This window comes from Microbacterium sp. P5_B6, assembly GCF_056400345.1.
Genome location: NZ_JBFULL010000007.1, coordinates 83,931 through 107,341, shown reverse-complemented (window position 1 = coordinate 107,341; position 23,411 = coordinate 83,931). Strand labels below are relative to the sequence as shown.

Here is a 23,411-nt window from a genome sequence, read left to right as displayed (position 1 = left end):
TACGATCGAGCCATGTGGCTGCGACGCCTTTACTATGCCTGGCTCATCCCCGCTGCGTTCCTGCTGCCGGCGTGGCTTCTGGTCGGCTGGGCGGTGTTCCGAGCGGGTGGATGGGCGTTCGTCTGGGTGCTCTTCCTCGCGATTCCGGCCGTCTTCATCGGCCAGCTCGTACTGACCATGCTCGTCAGGGCGCGAGGAACTGTCCGCGCCGAACGAGCCGTGTCCTGGTGGGACGTGCTCGGGTTCACCGTGTGGCACCTGCTCGTCATCTCGCTCGGATTCTTCGAGCAGTCCTGGTGGGCGCCGGCGATGGTCACGACGATCTTCGTGGGCATCGGGCTCCTGTGGCTGACGCTGTGGCAGCTGTGGCGTGAGGCCAAGCCTGGACGCATGGTGATGTACACGTCCGAAGGCGTCGCCTACCTGCCGGCCGAAGATGCGGCGGGCACCCCGTCCGGGCAGCGCACCGCTCCCACCGCCGACGGTGAAGTGTTCGTCATCACCGAGAAGCGCGAGTCCGACGGGCGCTGATCCCGTGGTTTGGCCGGTCGCGGCATCCATGGCAGAATAGATGTTTGTGCCCTGACCAGGTTCTGCCTCAGGGGAGCCCGCCGCACGGAAGCGATTCCTGTGGCCTCGGGCACACGACTTTCCTTTTCCCTCTTTTGCGGTCGACCTGTGGCGGCCGCAGGAAGTGACGATCATGCAGATCCTCGACTCTGTCGACGCGGCCTCGCTCCGCTCCGACATCCCCGCCTTCGGCCCCGGTGACAACGTGAAGGTTCACGTGAACATCACCGAGGGCAACCGCTCCCGTATCCAGGTCTTCCAGGGCGTCGTCATCGGCCGCTCGGGCGATGGCGTCCGCGAGACCTTCACGGTCCGCAAGATCAGCTTCCAGGTCGGCGTGGAGCGCAAGTTCCCCGTCCACAGCCCCGTGATCGACCACATCGAGGTCGTCACCCGCGGTGACGTCCGGCGTGCGAAGCTCTACTACCTCCGCGACCTGCGTGGCAAGAAGGCCAAGATCAAGGAGAAGCGCGACAGCCGCTGACCTTTTCGTCGATGCCCCGGGGCCTGTGTCCCGGGGCATCGTCGTCTCCGGATCCGATCATCCGGGCTGGGGGAGGATGACACGGCCTTCAGCGCGGACGGTCGGCCGCGAGTATGCGAACCTTGACATGCGGCCCACGCGAACAATCTGCGGCGAGCCTGGTGAGGACCCCACATGACGACCGAGCACACGGCATCCGCGGAGCCGACGCCGACCCCTCACGTACCCGCGGGTGAGCCGCGGCGTCGACGGGGGTGGCTGCTCTTCCTCCGCGACGTGCTGGTCATCGTGCTCATCGCGGTGCTGGTGTCGTTCCTCGTCAAGACATTCCTCATCCGGTCGTTCTACATCCCGTCCGGTTCCATGGAAGACACGCTGCTCGTGAACGACCGGATCCTCGTGGACGAGATCACCCCTCGGTTCACCGGCTACGACCGCGGTGAGATCGTCGTGTTCCGCGATCCGGGGGGCTGGCTTCCGCCGTCCGTTCCCGAGCCTCGCCCCGCGATCATCGAGGCGGTCGACTGGATGCTGTCCCTCGTCGGGCTCTCCGCACCCGACAGCGACGATCATCTGGTGAAGCGCCTCATCGGCCTGCCCGGCGACCACGTCGTGTGCTGCAATGCGATCGGTCAGATCACCGTCAACGATGTGCCCATCGACGAGACCGACTACCTCAAGCTTCCGACCGGCGAGACGGCGGCATCCGGGGATCCGTTCGATGTCGTCGTCCCGGACGACAGCCTCTGGGTGCTCGGCGACAACCGCTACCGCTCGAAGGATTCGCGCTACAACCAGGACCAGCCGGGAAAGGGCTTCGTGCCCGTCGAGAACGTGGTCGGCCGCGCGTTCCTCATCACCTGGCCGCTCGAGCGGTTCGGCGTGCTGAACTTCCACGACGAGGTCTTCGCGGGGATTCCCGACCCGGCTCAGCCGGAGGACGCCGGGCCGTGACCGTCGTCGAGCCGCGCCTGACTCTCGAGCGACGTCTGCTCAAGGAGCGGCCGCTCGTGATCGCGTGCGACGAGGTGGGCCGCGGCGCCCTCGCGGGCCCGGTCGCCGTCGGCGCGGTGGTGGTCACGTCGGCCGAGGCGCGCAAGCGGGTTCCGCAGGGCCTGCGCGACTCCAAACTCGTGCCCGAGGCGCGCCGGGGCGAGGTCGCGCGGCGTGCGGCGGGCTGGGTGGTCGCGAGCGCCGTGGGGTGGGCGGGCAACGACGAGATCGACGAGATCGGCATCATGCGAGCGCTCGGTCTCGCGACGATCCGTGCTCTCGGGGATCTCCGCACTCATGGGATCGTCCCCGAAGAGGCCATCGTCCTGCTCGACGGCAACTACGACTACATCACCCCGGCAGGGGCCGAGGGACTCGTCATCCGCCCGGTGATCAAGGCCGACCGCGACTGCGCGAGCGCGGCCGCGGCATCCGTCATCGCCAAGGTCGCACGAGATGCGCTGATGACCGGACTGCACGATGAGCTGCCCGCGTACTGCTGGGCGAGCAACAAGGGGTATGCCAGTCCCGAGCACCGCGATGCGATCCGCGAGCACGGCATCAGCCGTCACCATCGCGCATCCTGGTCGATCATGGAGGCGCCGACGCTGTTCTAGCGCCCGCCTGCACGCTCAGGTGTCGAGCGAGAGCTCTTCCGGAAGGTGGAAGTCCCGGCGCGAGAGCTCCTCCACATTCACGTCCTTGAAAGTGAGGACGCGGACCGACTTGACGAAGCGGTCGGCCCGGTAGATGTCCCAGACCCAGACGTCGGTCATCGAGATCTCGAAATAGAAGTCGTGCTCCGTGTCGCGACGGACGACGTTGACTTCGTTTGCCAGGTAGAAGCGACGCTCGGTCTCGATCACGTACTGGAACTGCGATACGACATCGCGATACTCGCGATAGAGCGCGAGCTCGAGCTCGCGGTCGTAGTCCTCGAAGACTTCGTCATCCATGGTGCTTCCATCCTAGACAGCCTGGCTTGCGCGGCGGACGCGTCGACCCCGTCCTCTCCTCCCGAAGCAGCCTCCCGAGAGCGGGATGAACGGATGCCGAGCGCGGCGTCCTTGCGGAACCTCGGGCGGGGGACGATTCCGGGATGGCAGAGAAGGATGTCCTGGGACGCGCGGGTGAGGAACGGGCCGCGCGGTATCTGGAGTCGAGAGGCTACGTCGTCCTCGATCGCAATTGGCGCTGCCGGGAGGGTGAGCTCGACCTCGTGGTCGCCTCGGCGCAAGAGCTGATCGTGGTCGAGGTGAAGACGCGCCGCTCCGAGCGCTTCGGCCACCCCTTCGAGGCGGTCGGGGCCGTAAAGAGGTCGAGGCTGTGGCGGCTGGCGATGGCATGGATCGCCGCACATCCCGACGCGGCACGTGGGCGCTCGCTCCGTATCGACGCCATCGCGATCCTGGGGCCTGACCCCGCGACGGCAGATCTCGAGCATCTGGCGGGAATCCTGTGACGCTCGCCCGGACATGGGCGGTCGCGCTGTCGGGGCTCGAGGGTGCGCTCGTCGAAGTCGAGGCGGATCTCTCGAATCAGCAGCCCGACTTCAAGATCATCGGCCTTCCCGACAAGGCGCTCGGCGAAGCGGTCCAGCGCGTCCACAACGCCTGCGCGAACAGCGACCTGGCGCTCCCGCGCCGACGCCTGACGGTCAATCTGTCACCGGCGAGCCTGCCGAAGCACGGCGCCGGGTTCGACGTCGCGATCGCGATCGCCGCACTGGCGACGGAATCCCCGATGGACGCCGCATCCGTCGCGGCGACCGTCCACCTGGGCGAACTCGGTCTCGATGGTCGCCTGCGTCCAGTGCCCGGTGTGCTTCCCGCCGTGGCGGCGGCCGCGCAGGCGGGCATCCGTCGGGTGGTCGTGCCCTGGGCGAACCGCGAAGAGGCCGAACTCGTCGAAGGGATGACGGTGCTCGGCGCGGTGAGCCTCGCCGAGGTCGCACGGTGGCACGGCCTCGATGTCGAGGTCGGCGACCAGCAGCCTGTTGCAGGATCAGGATCGACGCTCGAACCACAGCCGCCGTCCGACCTCAGCGAGGTCATCGGTCAGCGTGAGGCGGTCGATGCCCTCGTCGTCGCCGCGGCCGGTGGGCATCACCTGCTCATGACCGGGCCGCCCGGTGCCGGCAAGACCATGCTCGCGCGTCGGCTGCCCGGGATCCTTCCCGACCTCGACGACCGCGCGGCATTGGCGACGGCATCCATTCGCTCGCTCGCGGGCGAGCCGGTCACGCTCCTTTCCCGCACGCCGCCCTTCGAGGCACCGCACCATTCGGCGAGCATGGCCGCGCTCGTCGGAGGCGGAACGCGGCAGGTGCGACCCGGCGCGATCGCCAGAGCGAGCGACGGAGTGCTGTTCCTCGATGAGGCGGGCGAGTTCCCCGCGAGCGTGCTCGATGCGCTTCGGCAGCCGCTCGAGAGCGGATCGATCGTCATCCATCGCGCAGGCGCCTCCGCGGCGTTTCCGGCCCGGTTCCAGCTGGTGCTCGCCACCAACCCGTGTCCGTGCGGCAACTACGGCGTGGTGGGCGGCGCCTGCGTCTGCCCGGCCATGTCGATCCGGCGGTACCTCGGGCGCTTGTCGGGCCCTCTCCTCGACCGCATCGACATCGAACTCGCCCTCGCCCGCGTGTCCGTCGCTCACGCACGGGCCGCCGGTCCGGCTCCCTTACCGTCCGCCGTAGCCCGCGAGCGCGTGCGCGGCGCGCGGGAGCGGGCTGCGTTACGACTCCGCAAGACCCCGTGGACCGTCAACGCGCAGGTGGCGGGGACCTGGCTGCGGGACGGGCCCTTCGCCCCCGCGCCGAACGTGCGGCGGCCCCTTGACGCGGCTCTGCACCGCGGTTCGCTGACCCTTCGGGGCTATGACCGCGTGCTGAGAGTCGCGTGGAGCGTCGCCGACTTGGCGGGGCACGACCATCTCGCGCTCGACGACATCGGGCGGGCGCTGTACCTCAAGAAGGGGATCACTCCATGACCGACTTCCGACCCTCGCCCGATGAGATCGCCTTGCTCCGGCGGCTCCACCCGCGCGACCGGGACCCCGCGGATATCGACGATCTCTTCGCCCGCGTCGTGTGGAGCCACCTCACCGAACCCGGCGACGCTGTCGCAGGACTGCTGATCGGCGAACTCGGAGCGGGGGAGGCGCTCGGCCTGGTCGCCCGGGGCGCGGTCGGCGTCTCCTCAGGGGTCGAGCCCGCACACCTTCGGGGAGCGCGCAAGCGGTGGATGCCGAGGCTCTCGCGCGACGCTGTGCGCGATTCGCTCGAACTCGCAGCGCGTATCGGCCTGAAGCTGCTTGCGCCCGGCTCCGAAGAGTGGCCCGCCAAGCTGGCTGATCTCGATCTTCACGCCCCCCACCTCCTGTGGGTGCGAGGAGACGTCGGGGCAGCCTCGACGGCGGAGCACTCGGTCGCGCTGATCGGAGCGCGGGCTGCCACCTCCTATGGAGAGCATGTCGCGATCGATCTCGCGGCGGAGCTCAGCGCCTCCCGCATCGTGGTCGTGTCGGGCGCCGCGTACGGCATCGACGGCGCGGCGCACCGCGCCGCACTTGCGGCGGGCGGCACCACGATCGCGCTGCTCGCCGGCGGGGTGGATCGTCCGTACCCGGCCGGCCACGCTGACCTGATCGAGCGGATCACGTCGTCCGGTGCCGTCATCGGCGAGGTTCCGCCCGGGTCCGCTCCGACCAAGTGGCGGTTCCTTCAGAGGAATCGGCTGATCGCGGCGCTCGCCGACGCCACCGTCGTCGTCGAGGCCGGATGGCGCAGCGGTTCGCTGAACACGGCGGGCCATGCGGTGGCGATGGGACGACCCCTGGGCGCCGTCCCGGGTCCGATCACGAGCGCCGCCTCGACAGGCTCACACCGACTGCTTCGGGAGTTCGGTGCCACCTGCATCACCAGCGCTGACGACGTCCGCGAGCTGCTGGGCGAGTCGTCCCCGACCATGGGCGCGACCTCGGCCGACGCAGATCGCCCACGCACCGACGACACCACCCGGGTGCGAGATGCGCTGAGCATGCGCGTGTGGCGCGCGACCGACGACGTCGCTCGACGAAGCGGCATGTCCCACGAGGAGGTCGAAGCCGTGCTGGGGCTGCTCATGCTGGGCGGTGAGGTCGAGCAGAGCCTCGTCGGGTGGCGGCGGGTGTCGGCGGGCTCCCGCTGACGCGGTGCACCCGACGGGATCCAGCCGGCGCTGTCAGCCGAGCCGATCCGCCCGACGCGGTCCAGCCGTCGTACGGAGCGTTGTGAGCGCCTGGAGTCACCTGGGGAGCATGCTGGCTCTATGCGGATCGACGACGCGGCAGCCGCCTACACCGCGCATCTGCGTGACGTGAGGCGGCTCTCGCCTGCCACAGTCCGGGCCTATCGCTCGGATCTCGCCGACTTCGCGGGATCCGTGGAGATCGACACGATGGCGGATGTCGAGCTCGAGCATCTGCGCGAATGGCTGTGGAACGCCACCAAGCGGGGCGATGCCAGGTCCACCATCGCGCGGCGCACGGCCGCTGCCCGGGGCTTCTTCGGCTGGGCCCTCGAGCAGGGTGCCATCACAGCCGATCCCAGCCTGCGACTCGTCGCACCCAAGCGGGGACGAACGCTCCCCGCTGTCGCACAGGCAGACGCGCTGGGGCAGCTTCTCGACCAGCTGGGGGCGGGCGCGCGCTCGGGGGATCCGCTCGCGCTCCGCGACCACGCCGTCCTCGAACTCCTGTACGGCACAGGCGTGCGCGTCTCGGAGCTCTGCGGGCTCGACCTGGACGATGCAGACCGCGAGCGGCGGACGCTGCGCGTCACCGGAAAGGGATCGAAGGAGCGGGTCGTGCCGTTCGGCGGCGCCGCAGGTCGTGCGCTGGAGGCGTACCTCGTTCGTGGTCGACCTGGACTTCTCGCGCGACGAGACGACCAGGCCGGTGAGCATGCCATCTTCCTGGGAGCCAGGGGAGGTCGTCTCGGCCCCCGTGCGGCGTACGACATCGTCGCCCGCACGCTCGGCCCCGTGGCGCGGGCCACCGTGGGGCCGCATGCGCTCCGCCACTCCGCCGCTACGCACCTTCTCGACGGGGGAGCAGATCTGCGGAGCGTGCAGGAGCTGCTGGGACACGCGAGTCTGGGCACCACCCAGATCTACACCCACGTATCGAGCGAGCGGTTGGCTGCGTCATATCGCTTGGCGCATCCCCGGGCGTGATTCGGCGGCGAGCGCTTCAGTCGCAACAGGGGAGCAGCACAGCCCGCGGAACCCCGCCGAGCAGGACGAGCGGATTGATGTACTCGCCCTCGTAGCGCACCCCGAAGTGCAATGCGCCCGGAGTGGTGTGCCCGCCGATCGACACCTCGCCCACAGCGTCACCTCGCGCCACTGCTTCGCCGACCTGCACGGATGCCGCGACGGGCTCGAGCGTGGTGATCAGACCGTGACCGTGGTCGATGGTGATCAGCGGGCGATCCGCCACCGTCCCGGCGTAGGCGACGATGCCCGGGGCCGGCGCCCGGACTGCCCCGCCGCCGATCGGCTGCAGGTCGAGCCCCCGATGGCCTGGGCTGTAGCGGTCGGCGGGCTGGACGTAGGGCGCGACCAGCCGGAACCTGTCGACCGGCCATTCCCATCGTCCGGCGGCGGCGATGCCGGCGGCGGCCGTCCCGCGCGAGGCGGTCCCGGCCGAGGCGAGCGCGGTCCTGCCCTGATCGGCATCGAGCGCGGCGGCGGGTGAGGCGACGAGTCCTGCGAGGATGGCGACGGCGACGAACGGCGCAGCCCGGTGGCGAAGCATCCATCCACTCTCGGCGGGGGCCGCGCCACTCGCACGCCGGCAGCCGACTTCCGCGGGCATCCGGGCGGCTGCCCTCGCTGGGGAGGATAGGCGGCGGCTGATACACTGGTGAGGCACTCTGCTCGTCAGGGTGACTCCGCGTGCCCAGAGCGCGGCGAACTTCGTGATCGGCTTCCGAGCCTTCGAAGCGAGCTGCGCGGCATCCACTCCCAAGGTCTCACAGTCCAACTGCTGTGGGCGGGCGTGTGCCGGGCACCAGGCTCGCCGGCCGCACGGTCAGGCGCGAACAACCGAAAGCGGCGCGCAAGCGCCAGAACAGGAGAACGGCCATGGCCGTCGTCACGATTCGCCAGCTGCTCGACAGCGGCGTCCACTTCGGACACCAGACCCGCCGGTGGAACCCGAAAGTCAAGCGCTTCATCCTCACCGAGCGCAGCGGCATCCACATCATCGACCTCCAGCAGTCGCTGACCTACATCGACAAGGCCTACGAGTTCGTCAAGGAGACGGTCGCCCACGGCGGCACCGTCCTCTTCGTCGGCACGAAGAAGCAGGCGCAGGAAGTCATCGCCGAGCAGGCGACCCGCGTCGGCCAGCCCTACGTCAACCAGCGCTGGCTCGGTGGACTCCTCACCAACTTCCAGACGGTCTCCAAGCGCCTCGCTCGCATGAAGGAGCTCGAGGAGCTCGACTTCGAGAACCCGGCCGACAGCGGCTTCACCAAGAAGGAGCTGCTGCTCAAGAAGCGCGAGCTCGACAAGCTGCACAAGTCGCTGGGCGGCATCCGCAACCTCCAGAAGACGCCTTCGGCGATCTGGGTCGTCGACGCCAAGCGCGAGCACCTCGCGATCAACGAGGCGTCGAAGCTCGGCATCCCCGTGATCGGTATCCTCGACACGAACGCCGACCCGGACGAGTTCCAGTACCCGATCCCCGGCAACGACGACGCGATCCGCTCCGTGGGCCTGCTCACGCGCATCATCGCCGACGCCGCCGCCGAGGGCCTCATCAAGCGTCACCAGCCGACCGACGAGTCGGCCGACGCCGAGCCCCTGGCCGACTGGGAGCGCGAGCTGCTCGAGCAGGGCGGTCAGGCCGAGGCTGAGCCGGCTGCTGAGGAAGCGGCCGCTGAGGAGCCCGTCGCCGAAGAGGCTGTCGACGCTGAGGCGCCCGCGGCCGAAGAGGCTGACGAGCCGGCTGCTGAGGAAGCGGCCGCTGAGGAGCCCGTCTCCGAAGAGCCCGTCGCCGAAGAGGCCGCCACCGAGCCGGCCGTCGAGGCCGAGCCCGCCGGCGCCGAGAAGTAACCCCCTCTTCACCCGCACGCAGGTTCGTCCTGCAGGATTCCGTCTCGGCGGGGCCGCACATGCCCGTGGCATGCGGTGGTCCCGTCGAGGCATCCACGAGAACTCACAACCAAGGAGCCGCCACCCATGGCAAACTTCACGATCGCCGACATCAAGGCCCTGCGCGAGCAGCTCGGCACCGGCATGGTCGACACCAAGAAGGCGCTCGAGGAGGCCGACGGCGACCTCGAGAAGGCCGTCGAGATCCTGCGCCTGAAGGGCGCGAAGGGCAACGCGAAGCGCGCCGACCGCTCGACCAGCGAAGGTCTCGTCACCGCCGTCGAGCGTGACGGCAAGGTCACGATCCTCGAGCTCAACACCGAGACTGACTTCGTCGCGAAGAACGAGCGCTTCATCGCCCTCGCCGCCAAGGTGCTCGAGGCTGCAGCCGCCGTCGGCGCTGAGTCGGCCGAGGCTGCCCTCGCGGCGCCCGCCGGCAGCCAGACTGTCGCCGAGCTCATCTCCGACGAGGCGGCGATCATCGGTGAGAAGGTCGAGCTGCGGCGCGTGCGCACGCTCTCGGGCGACAACTTCGAGATCTACCTGCACCGCACCAGCAAGGACCTCCCGCCCCAGGTCGGCGTCGTCCTCGCGTACTCGGGTGACGACGCAGAGACGGCGCGCAGCCTTGCGCAGCACATCTCGTTCGCCAACCCCACGTACCTGACGCGCGAAGACGTCCCGGCCGACGAGGTCGAGAAGGAGCGTCAGATCGTCACCGAGATCTCGCGCAACGAGGGAAAGCCCGAGGCTGCCCTGCCGAAGATCGTCGAGGGCCGTGTCAATGCGTTCTTCAAGCAGGTCGCCCTGCTCGACCAGGATTACGCGAAGGACAACAAGCTGTCCGTTGCGCAGGTCGCGAAGAACGCCGGACTCTCGCTCACCGACTTCGCCCGCTTCAAGGTCGGCGCTTAGCCACACCGGAGAGGCCCGCATCGATTGCCGATGCGGGCCTTTTCCATGACCTGACGGCACCGCACGGGCGATTGCTCGGGCTCTGCTTTCGATAGTCTGCAATTCGCGACGAGAGGACCCCCGTGACAGAAGAAGCCCCCGGACGCCGACGCGTCCTTCTGAAGCTCTCCGGTGAAGCATTCGGAGCCGGCCAGCTCGGCGTCAACCCGGACGTCGTCGGCCAGATGGCGCGAGAGATCGCCGCCGCCGTCGACCGTGTCGAGATCGCGATCGTCGTCGGCGGAGGCAACTTCTTCCGAGGGGCTGAGCTCAGCCAGCGCGGCATGGACCGAGGCCGGGCTGACTACATGGGCATGCTCGGCACGGTGATGAACGCACTCGCGCTCCAGGACTTCCTCGAGCAGGCGGGCGCGGCGACGCGCGTGCAGTCGGCGATCTCGATGACCCAGGTCGCAGAGCCGTACATCCCGCGTCGAGCCGAGCGCCACATGGAGAAGGGCCGGGTCGTCATCTTCGGTGCGGGCGCGGGCCTTCCCTACTTCTCGACCGACACCGTCGCGGCGCAGCGCGCGCTCGAGACGAAGTGCGACGAGATCCTCGTCGCCAAGAACGGGGTCGACGGCGTCTACACCGCCGATCCCCACAAGGACCCCACCGCTACCCGCATCGACGAGCTCACCTACTCCGACGCTCTCCTCAGGGGACTCAAGGTCGTGGACTCAACCGCGTTCAGCCTCTGCATGGACAACGGCATCGACATGCGGGTGTTCGGCATGGAGCCGGCCGGCAGTGTGACGCGCGCATTGCTCGGTGAAACGATCGGCACGCTCGTCACGGTGTGACGAGACCCGGCCGACTAGACTGAGGATCTTCCAGCCCACGAGGAGTTACAGTGATCGCCGACGTTCTGTCCGATGCCGCAACGCGCATGGATCGCGCCGTGGAGGGTGCGAAGGATGACTTCGCCACCGTGCGGACGGGCCGTGCGAATCCGCAGCTCTTCCAGAAGATCCTGGTCGACTACTACGGCACCCCGACGCCGCTCGCACAGCTGGCATCGCTCAACAACACCGAAGCGCGGACGCTTGTCGTCACGCCGTATGACAAGTCCGCGCTGAAGGCGATCGAGACGGCGATCCGCGACACGCCTAACCTCGGGGCGAACCCGACGAACGACGGCAACCTCGTCCGCGTCACTCTTCCCGAGCTGACCGAGGAGCGACGCCGCGAGTACGTCAAGATCGTCCGCTCCAAGGGCGAGGACGCCAAAGTGCACGTGCGGGGCATCCGCCGGAAGTCCAAGGACGACCTGGACGAGCTGAAGAGCGAGTTCGGCGAAGACGAGCTGGCCCGCGCGGAGAAAGAACTGGATGCCCTCACGCGTTCGCACGTCGACGCGATCGACGACGCGCTCAAGCGCAAAGAAGCTGAGCTTCTCGAGGTCTGAGCGCCCTCATGTCGGATGCATCCGGTGGACCGTCGCCCACGGAATCCCGCGAACCACACCGCCGGCGCGACGCGGCCCGGGCGCGGAGAGACGGTGCTGCCCCCGAGGGCGGCTCGGACTTCCAGGCACAGGTTCGTGCCGCCCGCAATGACTTCGAGAACCAGGTCGCGCACGCGCGCGCGGAGTTCGACGAGGCGAACGAGCGCATCAAGCAGCGCACGGGCCGCAACCTCATCCTCGCGGTCCTCATCGGGCTGACGCTGGGGGCGGTCCTCATCGGATCGCTCATCTTCGTCAAGTGGCTCTTCGTGGTCTTCGCGCTGGCCGCGGTGGTGCTCGGTCTGTTCGAGTTCGGTCGCGCGCTGAACGCTTCGGGCCGCAAGGTCGACCTCGTGCCGCAGATCGGCGTGGGCGCCCTGCTCGTTCTCGCCGGCTACTTCGTGGATCCGTGGCTTCACTGGGTCGCGACGTTCGTCGCAGTGGCCATCGTGATCGTGTGGCGGCTCATCGCCCAGATGGCGGCCCGGGACGGCCGCACCTATGGGGCGGTCCTGAGTGACGCCCTCGTCGCGGGATTCGCGCAGCTGTACGTGCCCTTCCTCGGAAGCCTGTGCCTCGTCGTGCTGCGTCAGGACGRCGGCGAGTGGTGGATTCTGGCCTTCATCATCACCGCTGTTGCGGCCGACACGGGTGCGTACGCGGCCGGGTTGGCTTTCGGCAAGCACCCTATGGCGCCTCGGATCAGTCCCAAGAAGACCTGGGAGGGCTTCGCGGGTGCGGCGACAGCGGCCCTCCTCGCCGGCGTCCTCCTCGGACTGTTCATGATCGGACTGCCGTGGTGGGCGGGCCTCATCTTCGGCGCAGTGATCCTCATCACCGCAACGGTCGGCGATCTCGCGGAATCGATGATCAAGCGGGACCTCGGGATCAAGGACATGAGCTCCTGGCTTCCGGGCCACGGCGGCGTCCTCGACCGCCTCGATTCGATCCTGCTCTCCATCATCGCGACCCTCGCCCTGTACTACCTCTTCATCCCCCTGGTTGTTTGATCCATGACATCTGAAGCAGCGACCGCGAGCCCGGTCTCTCCCTTCCCCGAGGCTCCGCGACGCAGCATGGGGTACGACAAGCGCGCCGTCGACGCGTTCCTCAGTCGGGCGAAGGACTCCTTCGATCGCCCGGTGGGTGAAGAAGGCGCGCTGTCCGCCGCTGAGATCCGTCAGGTGGCCTTTCCGCTCGTGAAGCGCGGATACGCCATTCCCTCGGTGGATTCCGCGCTGGGGCGCATCGAGGACGCCTTCGCGGCGCGCGAGCGGCAGGCGGTCGTCACCCGCGCCGGCGCGAGGGAGTGGGTCGGACAGTCGAAGCAGCTGGCGCAGGAGGTGCTCGATCGGCTCTCCCGTCCGAAGGGCGGTCGCTTCGACCGGGTCAGCATCCTGCGGTACGGGTACCGGGTCGCCGAGGTCGATCTGGTGGCCGACAAGATCGCCGCATACCTCGAGTCGGGTGACGAGGTGACCGTGGAGCAGATCCGCTCTGTCGCCTTCCGGATGCAGCGCGGCGGATACCGCGAGACGCAGGTGGATGCCGCCCTCGATGCCGTCGTCGAAGTGATGCTGGCCGTCATCTGACGAGCCCGACTTCCACGCCGTTTCGGGGTCGCAGGCGGAATGGCCGCGTCCTCGCACCGTCTGTAGACTCGGGGAACTGTGACTTCCGGAAACGAGATGACCCCCGTGACGTCCCGACGGATGCGTCGTCACGAACAGGCACCTCCCGCGGCCCCCGTCGCTGTCCGACCCGCGCCCATCCCGCCTCGGTGGTCCCGGCGCCGCGGTGTGCTGAGCGTCTTCGCCGCCCTCGCCGCCGTGGGATTCGTGGCCTCGTACATCGGTCCGACGGGGTCCGCCCTCTCCGAGGCGAAGGCCGACGAGCCCGTTCCGGTGACCCTCTACGCGACCGGACTCGGCGACATCCAGTCTCTCGAGCTCGTGGCGGGTGAGGGCGATCCCGAAGCCGCCAGCTTCGACCGCGGCGGCTACACCGTCTACGTCACGCCGAAGCCCACACCCACACCGACCCCCGTCGCGAAAGCGGCGGGGAAGTCCGGCTGGACTCCGCCCTTCGTGACTCCCGATCCGGGATCCGCCCAGGCGATCGCCTACGACATGGTCAGGGCGCGCGGATGGGGCGACGACCAGTTCTCGTGCCTCGTCGCGCTCTGGAACAGAGAATCCGGATGGCGGGTCAACGCCTTCAACAAGTCGAGCGGTGCGTACGGCATCCCGCAGGCTCTTCCTGGCAGCAAGATGGGCTCGGCGGGGGCCGACTGGGAGACCAGCGCCGCGACGCAGATCGCGTGGGGCCTGGGCTACGTCGGCGGGCGGTACGGCACTCCCTGCGGCGCCTGGTCGCACTCGCAGAGCACCGGTTGGTACTGAGTCCATGCCGAGGTCCAGGCGAAAGCGACCCGAACCCCACGGCGACGACTCCTTCGACCGGCTCCTGGCGGGCTGGAAGCGCACCGAACTGCGCCGCGGCATCGAATGGACCGTTCAGCCGGTCGCGGCCGCCCGCGGGCAGAAGCCGTATGTCTGCCCCGGCTGCGGGCGCACCATCGAGCCGGGCGTCGCGCATCTGGTCGCGTGGCGGGCCGACGGCGTCCTCGGCGAGCAGGCAGACCTGGCAGCACGCAGACATTGGCACACCCACTGCTGGAGGATCAGCTGATGAGTCGGAGCACGAACTGACATGGAGATCCGCGGACCGCTCATGCTGCCGGCGCGCCGGGAGGACGTCGAGCTCGAAACGCTCGACGGACTGACCCTGGTGGGCGAACTCGCTCTGCCCCTGGACGCGGAACCCGTCGCGACCCTTGTGACACTGCATCCGCTTCCCACAGCGGGTGGGTTCATGGATTCGCACATCCTCCGCAAGGCCGCCGCCCGCCTGCCCGCCCTCGCCGATCTCGCGGTGCTGCGATTCAACACGCGCGGCACCACCTCGTCGCGGGGAACGAGCGCGGGATCCTTCGACGGAGGACGCGCGGAAGCATTCGACGTGGCCGCGGCGGTGGATTTCGTGCGGGAGCGCGGACTGCCCCACCCCTGGCTCGTGGGCTGGTCGTTCGGTACCGAGCTCGCCCTCAAGTACGGGCGCGACCACGCCATCGAGGGGATCATCCTCCTCTCTCCGCCCCTGCACCGCGCCACCGATGAGGAGATCGAAGCGTGGGCGGAGGACGGACGACCGGTCATCGTGCTCGTGCCCGAGTTCGACGACTACCTTCGCCCCGAGGAAGCGGCCGAGCGCTTCTCGCGCATCCCGCATGCCGTGCTCATCCCGGTCGAGGGGGGCAAGCACCTGTGGGTGGGGGAGAGCCAGACCCGTCGGGTGCTCACCGAGATCGTCGCGGCAGTGAACGCCGACGCACTGCCCCTACCGGACGAGTGGCACGGGACGGCCGCCGCGCCGTCCGCCGGCTGAGAGTCAGCGCTCGTTCTGCTGCGGGATCACGACCTGGCGGTAGATGATCAGGATGCTGGCCGCCACGGGAATCGCGATGAGCGCTCCCAGCAGGCCCAGCAGGGAGCCGCCCGCCAGAGCGGCGATCACGACCACAGCGCCCGGCACCGACACCGCGCGATTCATGATGCGCGGCGAGATGACGTATGCCTCGATCTGCATGTAGATCAGGTAGTAGATCGCGGCGATGAGTGCTGTCTGCGGGGAGCCGAGGAGGCACAGCAGCACGATGATCGTCGAACCCGTGAGGGTTCCGACGAGCGGGATGAGCGAGAAGAAGAACGCGATGACGGCCAGCACGGCGGGGAAGGGCGCCTTGATGATCGTGAGGAAGACCGCGCTCAGCACGCCGTTGATGACACCGAGACTCAGCTGGCCGATCACGTAGTAGCCGACCGAGTCGGTGATCTGCTCGCTCAGGTCGATGAACCGCGGGCGCTTGGACGCCGGCACGAGCTGGTACACCGAGCGCTTGAGCGCCGGCGTGGCAGCGGTGAAGTAGATGGTCAGGATCAGGATGATGAAGGCGCCGGTGAGCCCCGAGGCGAAGGCGATGCCGGCCCCGATCACCCCGCCGGTGATCGCACCCACGTTCTCGATCGCCCACTGTTGGGCCTGCTCGAACACCGCGTTGAGATCCAGGTTCGGGAAGATGCTGTTGACCCACGCCTCGACGTCGTCCCACACGGTCGGCCGGTTGAGGAGCTTCGTGACCTCATTCACCAGCTGGGTCACCTGGTCGATGATGATGGGCAGGACCATCACGATGATCCCGCCGAACGCGAGCAGCACCGTCAGCAGGGTGATGAGCACAGCGAGCCAGCGGGGGAGTTTCCGCCGCTCGAGCCATCCCACGATCGGGTCGAGGCCCAGCGACAGGAAGAGGGCCGTGCCGACGTAGAGCAGAATCGTCGACAGCGTCTGGATGCTCGTGATCAGCAGGAGTCCGAGGCCCACGCCCAGCGTGGCGACGAAGGCGACGCGGAACGGGTTGTGAAGCTTCACGGGACCTCCCTGGGCATGTGCTGTTCCGGCCACACTACGCAGGGTGGGTCATCAAGCCCGGGAGCGAACCCCTCCCGGGCGTCTTTCAGGTCGTTTTCGCTAGTCTGAAATGTCGAATCGGTCCGCGCTTCCCTCCGGGCGGACCCAGGAAGGTGTTCATCTCGTGCGTTTCGTGTGGGCTGTAGCGGCATTCGTGCTGGCGGCCGTGATGATCGGGGCGGGAATCGCTCAGCGAACGGTCTTCCAGGGACCGACGGCTCAGACGACCGAGATCTCGGTCGAGGACGAGGCCCCGTTCACCCTCATCGAGGGGGCGGTTCTGAACACCATGCCCGGCACCCAGACGATCCGGGCCGCGGCAGACGGCACCGTGTTCGCGGCATACGGCCGCACCGCAGACCTCGAGGCGTGGCTCTCCGATGCCACCTACAACGCCGTCTCGGTCGATGGCGACGGCGAGGTCGAGACGACGCTGGTCGAGCCTGAGGCTTCCCACGAGACGACGGATGCTGCTGCCGATCCCGCCGCGACGCCGGCCCCCTCCGATGCTGCCGCCACTCCCGCGCCGACCGAGCCCGCGGCCGCCGCCGGCCGCAATCCCGCCGGGTCCGATCTGTGGCTCGACGAGTACTCCCAGGACGACCTGCTCATCATCCGCGAAGAGCTTCCGCCGACCATGAGCGTGATCGTCGCGACGGACGGAACGGCGCCGGCCCCCACCGATCTCTCCGTCACCTGGAAGACCACGAGCTCGACGCCGTGGGCAGGGCCGCTCATCGTCCTCGGCGGGCTCATCATGGCGTTCGGGATCGTCCTGTACATCCTCGGCATCCGGCACGTCCGCCGCTCGCGCGGACCGCGCCGGAAGGGATTGCCGCTCGACGCGACCCAGCCGATCGACCTCGCGGTCGAGGGCGAGAGCAAGGGCGTGATCAGCGCCGGTGCGCCCAGTCGTCGGGCCCTCTCGGGCGGACGACGGTCGCTCATCATCGTGCCCGCCGTCGCCGTGTCGGCTCTGCTGTTCGCGGGCTGCTCCGCCGACTCGTGGCCGGATCTCGCCGGCTCGCCGACCCCCACGCCGACCGAGACGGTCCTCGTGCAGGAGGGCGAGCAGGCGCCTGCCGTCACCGAGGCGCAGGCCACCCGCATCCTGGATCGCATCTCCGCGACGGTCGCGGATGCCGACGCCAACTCCGACCTCGCGCTGGCCGCGACCCGGCTCGAGGGGACCCCGCTCGCGGAGCGCGAGACGAACTACAAGCTGCGGGCCTCCATCGGCGACTACGCGGCGCCGGCGGCCATCCCCGCCAAGCCGGTTTTCCCGCTTCTTCCGCAGGCGTACGACGGCTGGCCGCGGACGGTCATGGCGGTCGTCGCCGATGAGGCCAACAAGACCGCGAGCATCATGATGCTGACGCAGCAGGATCAGTGGGCCGATTACAAGCTGTCCTACCTGTCGAGCCTCGAGGCCGAGACCAAGATGCCGGATCTCGCACCGGCCTACATCGGAGCGCCCGGGGTCCAGCCCGACTCGCCGTTCCTGGTGATGCCGCCTGAGGACGTGGCGGCCGCCTACGCGGACATCCTGAACAAGGGTGACGGCAGCGAGTACGCCAACCTGTTCGAATCGGCGGGCGACCAGTTCCGCACCGGTGTCGCAGCCGACCGTCAGAAGCGCCTCGACGCCTTCAACACGACGGCGTCACAGACGGGCAGCCTCACGTTCGAGTCGGCCGCGGGTGCGACCGCGCCTCTCGCGCTGACTACGCTGGAGAGTGGCGCGATCGTCGCCGTGAGCCTCACCGAGACCGACACCGTCAAGCCGACCAATGCGGAAGCAGTCATCAAAGTCGGAGACAATCCGACGGTGAAGACACTGGCAGGCGCCGACCAGTCGGCGACGGGATTCACGACGACCTTCAGCGATCAGCTCTTCTTCTACGTGCCGAGCCAGGGTTCGACCGAGAAGATCCGGCTGCTCGGCTACGCCTCCGACATCCTCGACGCGAAAGTGATCAAGTGACCGATCCGGCACCCGGCGCCGTCCTCCGCGGCGCGGTCGACCTCTCTGCATTGCGCAACCGCCCCGCCGCACCCCCGGCGCCTGCCGAAGAGAGCGCGCCCGTGGGCAGCGTCGCGTCGCTCGTGATGGACGTCACCGATGAGACCTTCGGGCAGGTGCTCGAACTGTCGCGCACCGTCCCCGTCGTCGTCGACCTCTGGGCGGAGTGGTGCGGGCCGTGCAAGCAGCTCAGCCCCATCCTCGAGAAGGTCGTCACGGAGCTCGACGGCCGGCTCGTCCTGGCCAAGGTCGACGTCGACGCCAACCCGCAGCTTTCGCAGGCTTTCCGCGCCCAGTCCATCCCGATGGTGGTCGCGCTCCTCGGCGGGCAGCCGGTGCCGCTGTTCACCGGCGCGGTTCCCGAGCAGCAGGTGCGCGAGGTGCTCGCCCAGCTGCTGCAGCTCGCCGCGCAGAACGGCGTGACCGGCCGGCTCGAAGTTCAGCCCGGCGAGCAGGCCGACGAGGAGCCCGCGGAGCCTCCACTGCCCCCGCTGCACGCCGAGGCGTACGACGCCATCGAGGCCGGCGACTACCCGCGGGCGATCGCGGCCTACGAGAAGGCGCTCGCGGAGAACCCGAAGGACGCCGAAGCGAAGGCCGGCCTCGGTCAGGTGCGCCTGCTGAACCGCATTCAGGATGCCGACCTCCAGGCCGCGCGGACGGCCGCCGCGGCCGACCCCACCGGGATCGAGGCACAGCTCCTGGTGGCCGATCTCGACCTCGCCGGCGGTCACGTCGAGGACGCGTTCGCGCGCATCCTCGACCTCTTCGCCGCACTGCCTGCGGAGGAGCGTGCCCCCGTCCGCGAACGGCTGCTCGAGCTGTTCGGAGTGGTGGGAGACACCGACCCGCGATCCCTCGCCGCGCGCAGTCGCCTCGCGTCCCTGCTCTTCTGACCCGAGACCGGTTCTCTTCCCGCCCCGGGTGCGATCCCCGCGGGCCGGTCAGCCCCGGGTGACCGACGGGACGTGCGCCTCCGGCTCGTGACGGAGCCACAGTACGCCGAGCGGGGGCAGCACCATGCGCGCCCGCTTCTGATCGTTCGCGTGCACGACTCCCAGGTTGCCCACGCCGGAACCGCCGTACTCCTGCGCGTCGGTGTTGAGCGCCTCGTACCAGACACCGGCCTCCGGCATGTCGAGCTCGTAGTCGTAGACCGGCGTCCCGGAGAAGTTGGCGACGACCACGATCGTGTTGCCGTGCCAGTCCTTTCGCGAGAACGTGATGACGTTGGGATTCCACGTCGGCCCGCCGAGCCGAGAGAAGGCGGCCCCATCGGAGTCGCGGGCCCACAGCGCTGAGTGCGCGCGATACGTGCGGTTCAGCACCCCGACGAAGGAGTGCAGCTGGGCGTGCGACGGCTGGTCCAGCATCCACCAGTCAAGGCCGCGTCCTTCGGACCACTCGGACATCTGCCCGAACTCCTGGCCCATGAACAGCAGCTGCTTGCCCGGGTGCCCCCACATATAGGCGAGGAAGGCGCGCATGTTCGCGAGCTTCTGCCAGTGGTCGCCCGGCATCCGAGAGAACAGGCTCCCCTTGCCGTGCACGACCTCGTCGTGGCTGATGGGCAGCACGTAGTTCTCGCTGAAGGCGTAGACGAACGAGAACGAGAGCTCGCCCTCGTGGTGGGAGCGGTACATCGGATCGCGCTTGATGTACTGCAGGGAGTCGTTCATCCAGCCCATGTTCCACTTGAACCCGAAGCCGAGTCCGGCGCCGCTGGTGGGCGCGGTCACCCCCGGGAAGCTCGTGGATTCCTCGGCGATCATCGCGATCCCGGGGTAGAGCTTGTACGCGGTCGCGTTGACCTCCTGGAGGAACGAGATCGCCTCGAGGTTCTCGCGCCCGCCGTGGACGTTCGGCGTCCATTCGCCCTCTTCGCGGGAGTAGTCGAGGTAGAGCATCGACGCGACCGCGTCGACGCGCAGCCCGTCGATGTGGAACTCCTCGAACCAGAACAGGGCGTTGGCGACGAGGAAGTTGCGCACCTCGCGCCGCCCGTAGTCGAAGATGTAGGTTCCCCAGTCGCGGTGCTCGCCGCGGCGGGGATCCGGGTGCTCATACAGCGGCTCGCCGTCGAACCGGGCGAGCGCGAAGGAGTCCTTCGGGAAGTGGCCCGGAACCCAGTCCATGATGACGCCGATGTCGGCCTGGTGAAGCCGATCGATGAGGTAGCGCAGGTCGTCGGGGTGGCCGAAGCGGCTGGTGGCTGCGAAGTATCCGGTGACCTGATAGCCCCACGAGCCGCCGAACGGGTGCTCCGCGAGCGGCATGAACTCGATGTGCGTGAAGCCCTGTGCGGTCACGTAGTCGATCAGCTGGTCGGCGGCATCCCGGTATGACAGGCCGGGGCGCCACGACGCGAAATGCACCTCGTAGACCGACATGGGGCTCGAGAGGGGCTGCGTGCTCGCCCGGCGGGCGAGCCAGTCGGCATCCTTCCAGGAGTACTGGGACTGGACGACGACCGAGCCCGTGGCCGGCGGGATCTCGGCGTACTGGGCGAGCGGATCGGCCTTCGTGATCCAGCCGCCGTGGCGGGTGAGCAGCTCGTACTTGTACGTGGAGCCGGGGCCCACGGCTGGGATGAAGAGCTCCCACACGCCGCTCGACCCCATCGATCGCATGGAGTGGCTGCTGCCGTCCCAGCCGTTGAAGTCCCCGACCACGCGAGCCGCACGTGCGTTGGGCGCCCAGACCGTGAACGACGTGCCCCACGCGCCGTCGTGCTCGCGCACGTGGGCCCCCAGGACCTTCCACAGCTGCTCGTGGCGTCCTTCGCGGATCAAGTGCATGTCGATCTCGCCGAGGACCGGCGGGTGACGGTACGGGTCGTCGGCCACGTAGTCGGGGCCCTCGTCGTAGGTGGTCACCAGGTGGTAGCGGCCGGCGTCGCCGGCGCGCACTCCCTCCCAGATGCCGCTGCGGACGTGCTCGAGCGGCACCTCGGTGCCATCGGCGAAGACGGCGGTGACGCTCTTGGCCAGCGGACGTCGGGCACGCACGGTCCATTCCGCTTCGCCTCGGGCGTCGGTACCCGAATGGATGCCGAGCACCGAGTGCGGGTCGTGATAGGCGCCGGCCGCGACGGTGTCGAGCAGCTGGTCATCGAGCGCGCTCATCGCGACTCCTTCACGTGGAGGATGTGGACCGGTTCGGCGAAGGCGTCGAGCCGGACGAAATTGTGATCGGACCAGGTCCACTGCTCGCCCGTGATGAGGTCCTCGACCTCATAGGCGCCGCCCGGCGGGATGCCCCACACGGTGGTGTCGAGGTGCACCATCGTCTGGCGCACGGAGTGCGGGTCGACGTTGGCGACGACGATGATCGTGTCGCTGCGGCCGGTCGGCGACACGTCGGCGCCGAGGTGCTTGGAGTAGACGAGGATCGCGTCATCGTCGCTCCAGTGGGCGCTGAAGTTGCGCAGCTGGCGGAGCGCCGGGTGCTCGCGCCGGATCTCGTTGAGCCGTGTGAGGTACGGCGCCAGCGAGTCGCCGCGGCTGGCCGCGCCCACCCAGTCCCGGATCTTGTACTCGTACTTCTCGTTGTCGATGTTCTCTTCCGACCCGGGGCGCGCGACGTTCTCGTAGAGCTCGTAGCCGGCGTAGACCCCGTAGAGCGGCGCCGCCGTGGCCGCGATGGCAGCGCGGATCCGGTATCCCGGGCGCCCCCCGAACTGCAGGTACTCAGTGAGGATGTCGGGGGTGTTCACGAAGAGGTTCGGCCGCATGTAGTCGGCCGTGTCGGTCGAGACCCAGCGGAGGAATTCCTCCAGCTCGGCCTTGGTGTTGCGCCAGGTGAAGTACGAATAGCTCTGCTGGAACCCGGCGGTCGCAAGGCCCGCGAGAGGTGCGGGCCGCGTGAAGGCCTCCGCGAGGAAGACGACGTCCGGGTGCTCGGCGTTGATGCTCCCGATCAGCCACTCCCAGAACTGCAGGGGCTTGGTGTGCGGATTGTCGACGCGGAAGATCTTCACACCCTGGGCGATCCAGTGGCGGACGATGCGGAGCACCTCGGCGCTGATGCCTGCGGGGTCGTTGTCGAAGTTGATCGGATAGATGTCCTGGTACTTCTTCGGAGGGTTCTCCGCGTAGGCGATCGACCCGTCGGGCAGGGTGGTGAACCATTCCGGATGCGCGGCGACCCAGGGGTGATCCGGAGCGGCCTGCAGGGCGAGGTCCAGCGCCACCTCCATGCCCTCCGCCTTGGCGGCCCGGACGAAGGCGCGGAAGTCCGCCAGCGTGCCGAGGTCGGGGTGGACGGCGTCGTGGCCTCCCTCGGCCGATCCGATGGCCCACGGCGACCCTGGGTCGCCCGGCTGGGGGTCGAGCGAGTTGTTGCGTCCCTTGCGGTTGAGGCGCCCGATCGGGTGGATCGGAGGGAGGTAGAGCACTTCGAAACCCATCGCCGCGACCGCAGGGATGCGCTTCGCCGCCGTGCGGAAGGTGCCGCTCTTGATCGTGCCGTCCTTCTGCAGCTTGGCGCCCTCGGACCGAGGGAAGAACTCGTACCAGGCTCCGACCCCCGCGCGCTCGCGCTCGATCAGCAGCTCTCGGGTCTCGCCGAGCGTCACCAGCGACGCGAGCGGGCGGTCGGCGAAGTACTCGGCGATCGCGTGGTCGCGGACGATCTCGAGTGCGGCCGCGTCGGACACGGCGCTGTCACGCAGGCGGGCGGCGGCATTCGTCAGGACGCGGCGCTGGGCCAGCGGCCTCGCCTTCTCGGCGACCGCGCGCTCGAACAGCCGCGCTCCCATCTCGCGCATGAGGGCCGAATCGACCCCGGCCTCGATCTTGAGATCGGCGGCGTGCTCCCAGGTGGCGAAGTCGTCGCCGAAGGCCTCGAACCGGAACGACCAGACGCCCTCCTCGAGCGGCGAAATGAGGGTCGACCACCGATCGAAACCGTCGTGGAGCGGAGCAAGCCGGTGCAGAGACTCGTCGCCGGAGGGCGAGAACAGCCGCACATGCACGCCGATCAGATCGTGCCCCTCACGGAACGCCGTGATTCGGAAGGGGACGACCTCGCCCGCGTAGGCCTTCGGGCGGAACAGGTCCCCGGGGGTGATCGGCGACGGCAGCGCGAGCGGAATGCGACCCGTCACCGTCTCGTGGTGGGGCTGCCAGGCTTCCGCCGGGCGCGGAGGGATGGGCGACGAGCTCCGCCAGGGAGGAGACGCCGGGGCTGGACGGGACTGCGAGGCGCGCTTCGACGTGACCACGCTCTGAACCTACCGTGCCCCCGAGAGCCGCGACAGTCAGCCGCGCC

Annotated in this window: 24 protein-coding genes; 19 read left to right on the top strand and 5 right to left on the bottom strand. The window is 68.8% G+C overall.

From position 1 onward, the window contains the following. The first annotated feature begins 12 nt into the window (after positions 1-12). The 4 genes from AC1DP3_RS11815 to AC1DP3_RS11800 all read left to right on the top strand — a co-directional run bounded on the left by AC1DP3_RS11815 (position 13) and on the right by AC1DP3_RS11800 (position 2,664). Positions 13-531 (top strand): MFS transporter permease, encoded by a 519-nt coding sequence (locus AC1DP3_RS11815; protein WP_477293470.1) that lies wholly within the window; start codon positions 13-15, stop codon positions 529-531. 172 nt (positions 532-703) lie between these two features. Continuing rightward, entirely contained in the window at positions 704-1,054 is a 351-nt protein-coding gene (rplS, locus tag AC1DP3_RS11810) for a 50S ribosomal protein L19 (protein WP_477293468.1), read from the top strand. Between the two features lie 174 nt (positions 1,055-1,228). After that, positions 1,229-2,008: a signal peptidase I gene (gene lepB / locus AC1DP3_RS11805; RefSeq protein ID WP_477293466.1), complete on the top strand. Its 780-nt coding sequence runs from the start codon at positions 1,229-1,231 to the stop codon at positions 2,006-2,008. Continuing rightward, positions 2,005-2,664 (top strand): ribonuclease HII, encoded by a 660-nt coding sequence (locus AC1DP3_RS11800; RefSeq protein WP_477293464.1) that lies wholly within the window; start codon positions 2,005-2,007, stop codon positions 2,662-2,664. The genes lepB and AC1DP3_RS11800 overlap by 4 nt, the downstream gene beginning before the upstream one ends. A gap of 15 nt (positions 2,665-2,679) precedes the next feature. On the opposite strand, the gene AC1DP3_RS11795 is transcribed toward AC1DP3_RS11800, so the two are convergent. After that, the gene (locus tag AC1DP3_RS11795) at positions 2,680-3,003 is read right to left on the bottom strand and encodes a DUF2469 family protein (RefSeq protein WP_179438353.1); all 324 of its coding nucleotides are present in this window, start codon (positions 3,001-3,003) and stop codon (positions 2,680-2,682) included. Positions 3,004-3,146: 143 nt separating this feature from the next. Here AC1DP3_RS11795 and AC1DP3_RS11790 point away from each other — a divergent pair, with 143 nt between their 5' ends. The 4 genes from AC1DP3_RS11790 (at position 3,147) to AC1DP3_RS11775 (ending at position 7,260) form a co-directional block, all read left to right on the top strand. Next, complete coding sequence (locus tag AC1DP3_RS11790) at positions 3,147-3,509, top strand: YraN family protein (RefSeq protein ID WP_477293462.1); 363 nt, start codon at positions 3,147-3,149, stop codon at positions 3,507-3,509. Next, the gene (locus tag AC1DP3_RS11785) at positions 3,506-5,035 is read left to right on the top strand and encodes a YifB family Mg chelatase-like AAA ATPase (protein WP_477293460.1); all 1,530 of its coding nucleotides are present in this window, start codon (positions 3,506-3,508) and stop codon (positions 5,033-5,035) included. The genes AC1DP3_RS11790 and AC1DP3_RS11785 overlap by 4 nt, the downstream gene beginning before the upstream one ends. Next, positions 5,032-6,234 (top strand): DNA-processing protein DprA, encoded by a 1,203-nt coding sequence (dprA, locus tag AC1DP3_RS11780; protein WP_477293458.1) that lies wholly within the window; start codon positions 5,032-5,034, stop codon positions 6,232-6,234. The genes AC1DP3_RS11785 and dprA overlap by 4 nt, the downstream gene beginning before the upstream one ends. A gap of 120 nt (positions 6,235-6,354) precedes the next feature. Next, complete coding sequence (locus AC1DP3_RS11775; RefSeq protein ID WP_477293457.1) at positions 6,355-7,260, top strand: tyrosine recombinase XerC; 906 nt, start codon at positions 6,355-6,357, stop codon at positions 7,258-7,260. Positions 7,261-7,276: 16 nt separating this feature from the next. Here AC1DP3_RS11775 and AC1DP3_RS11770 read toward each other — a convergent pair whose 3' ends face one another. Next, the gene (locus AC1DP3_RS11770) at positions 7,277-7,843 is read right to left on the bottom strand and encodes a murein hydrolase activator EnvC family protein (protein ID WP_477293455.1); all 567 of its coding nucleotides are present in this window, start codon (positions 7,841-7,843) and stop codon (positions 7,277-7,279) included. A 329-nt stretch (positions 7,844-8,172) separates the two neighbouring features. On the opposite strand from AC1DP3_RS11770, the gene rpsB reads away from it, so the two are divergent. The 9 genes from rpsB (at position 8,173) to AC1DP3_RS11725 (ending at position 15,034) form a co-directional block, all read left to right on the top strand. Further along, a complete protein-coding gene (rpsB, locus tag AC1DP3_RS11765; protein WP_477293453.1) occupies positions 8,173-9,147 on the top strand; it encodes a 30S ribosomal protein S2 in 975 nt (324 codons plus the stop codon). 126 nt (positions 9,148-9,273) lie between these two features. Continuing rightward, the gene (tsf, locus tag AC1DP3_RS11760; RefSeq protein ID WP_477293451.1) at positions 9,274-10,101 is read left to right on the top strand and encodes a translation elongation factor Ts; all 828 of its coding nucleotides are present in this window, start codon (positions 9,274-9,276) and stop codon (positions 10,099-10,101) included. A 122-nt stretch (positions 10,102-10,223) separates the two neighbouring features. Further along, positions 10,224-10,943: a UMP kinase gene (gene pyrH / locus AC1DP3_RS11755; protein ID WP_477293450.1), complete on the top strand. Its 720-nt coding sequence runs from the start codon at positions 10,224-10,226 to the stop codon at positions 10,941-10,943. Positions 10,944-10,993: 50 nt separating this feature from the next. Continuing rightward, the gene (frr, locus tag AC1DP3_RS11750; protein WP_477293448.1) at positions 10,994-11,548 is read left to right on the top strand and encodes a ribosome recycling factor; all 555 of its coding nucleotides are present in this window, start codon (positions 10,994-10,996) and stop codon (positions 11,546-11,548) included. A gap of 8 nt (positions 11,549-11,556) precedes the next feature. Continuing rightward, on the top strand, positions 11,557-12,597 hold the full coding sequence (locus AC1DP3_RS11745) for a phosphatidate cytidylyltransferase (RefSeq protein ID WP_477293446.1): 1,041 nt from the start codon (positions 11,557-11,559) through the stop codon (positions 12,595-12,597). 3 nt (positions 12,598-12,600) lie between these two features. After that, positions 12,601-13,179: a DivIVA domain-containing protein gene (locus tag AC1DP3_RS11740; protein WP_477293444.1), complete on the top strand. Its 579-nt coding sequence runs from the start codon at positions 12,601-12,603 to the stop codon at positions 13,177-13,179. Positions 13,180-13,257: 78 nt separating this feature from the next. After that, complete coding sequence (locus AC1DP3_RS11735) at positions 13,258-13,989, top strand: aggregation-promoting factor C-terminal-like domain-containing protein (protein WP_477293442.1); 732 nt, start codon at positions 13,258-13,260, stop codon at positions 13,987-13,989. Between the two features lie 4 nt (positions 13,990-13,993). Further along, positions 13,994-14,278, top strand: a complete 285-nt coding sequence (locus tag AC1DP3_RS11730; protein WP_477293440.1) for a hypothetical protein — start codon at positions 13,994-13,996, stop codon at positions 14,276-14,278. Between the two features lie 21 nt (positions 14,279-14,299). Further along, positions 14,300-15,034: an alpha/beta hydrolase gene (locus AC1DP3_RS11725; RefSeq protein ID WP_477293438.1), complete on the top strand. Its 735-nt coding sequence runs from the start codon at positions 14,300-14,302 to the stop codon at positions 15,032-15,034. Positions 15,035-15,037: 3 nt separating this feature from the next. Here AC1DP3_RS11725 and AC1DP3_RS11720 read toward each other — a convergent pair whose 3' ends face one another. Continuing rightward, on the bottom strand, positions 15,038-16,078 hold the full coding sequence (locus AC1DP3_RS11720; protein WP_477293437.1) for an AI-2E family transporter: 1,041 nt from the start codon (positions 16,076-16,078) through the stop codon (positions 15,038-15,040). 163 nt (positions 16,079-16,241) lie between these two features. Here AC1DP3_RS11720 and AC1DP3_RS11715 point away from each other — a divergent pair, with 163 nt between their 5' ends. Next, positions 16,242-18,101, top strand: a complete 1,860-nt coding sequence (locus tag AC1DP3_RS11715) for a DUF8094 domain-containing protein (RefSeq protein WP_477293435.1) — start codon at positions 16,242-16,244, stop codon at positions 18,099-18,101. Then, entirely contained in the window at positions 18,098-19,036 is a 939-nt protein-coding gene (locus AC1DP3_RS11710; RefSeq protein ID WP_477293433.1) for a tetratricopeptide repeat protein, read from the top strand. The genes AC1DP3_RS11715 and AC1DP3_RS11710 overlap by 4 nt, the downstream gene beginning before the upstream one ends. 48 nt (positions 19,037-19,084) lie before the next feature. On the opposite strand, the gene glgB is transcribed toward AC1DP3_RS11710, so the two are convergent. Continuing rightward, entirely contained in the window at positions 19,085-21,265 is a 2,181-nt protein-coding gene (glgB, locus tag AC1DP3_RS11705) for a 1,4-alpha-glucan branching protein GlgB (RefSeq protein ID WP_477293431.1), read from the bottom strand. After that, positions 21,262-23,364 carry an alpha-1,4-glucan--maltose-1-phosphate maltosyltransferase gene (locus AC1DP3_RS11700; protein WP_477293429.1) on the bottom strand — a complete coding sequence of 701 codons (2,103 nt, stop codon included), beginning with the start codon at positions 23,362-23,364 and terminating at the stop codon, positions 21,262-21,264. Before AC1DP3_RS11700 ends, glgB begins: the two co-directional genes overlap by 4 nt. Between the last annotated feature and the right edge of the window lie 47 nt (positions 23,365-23,411).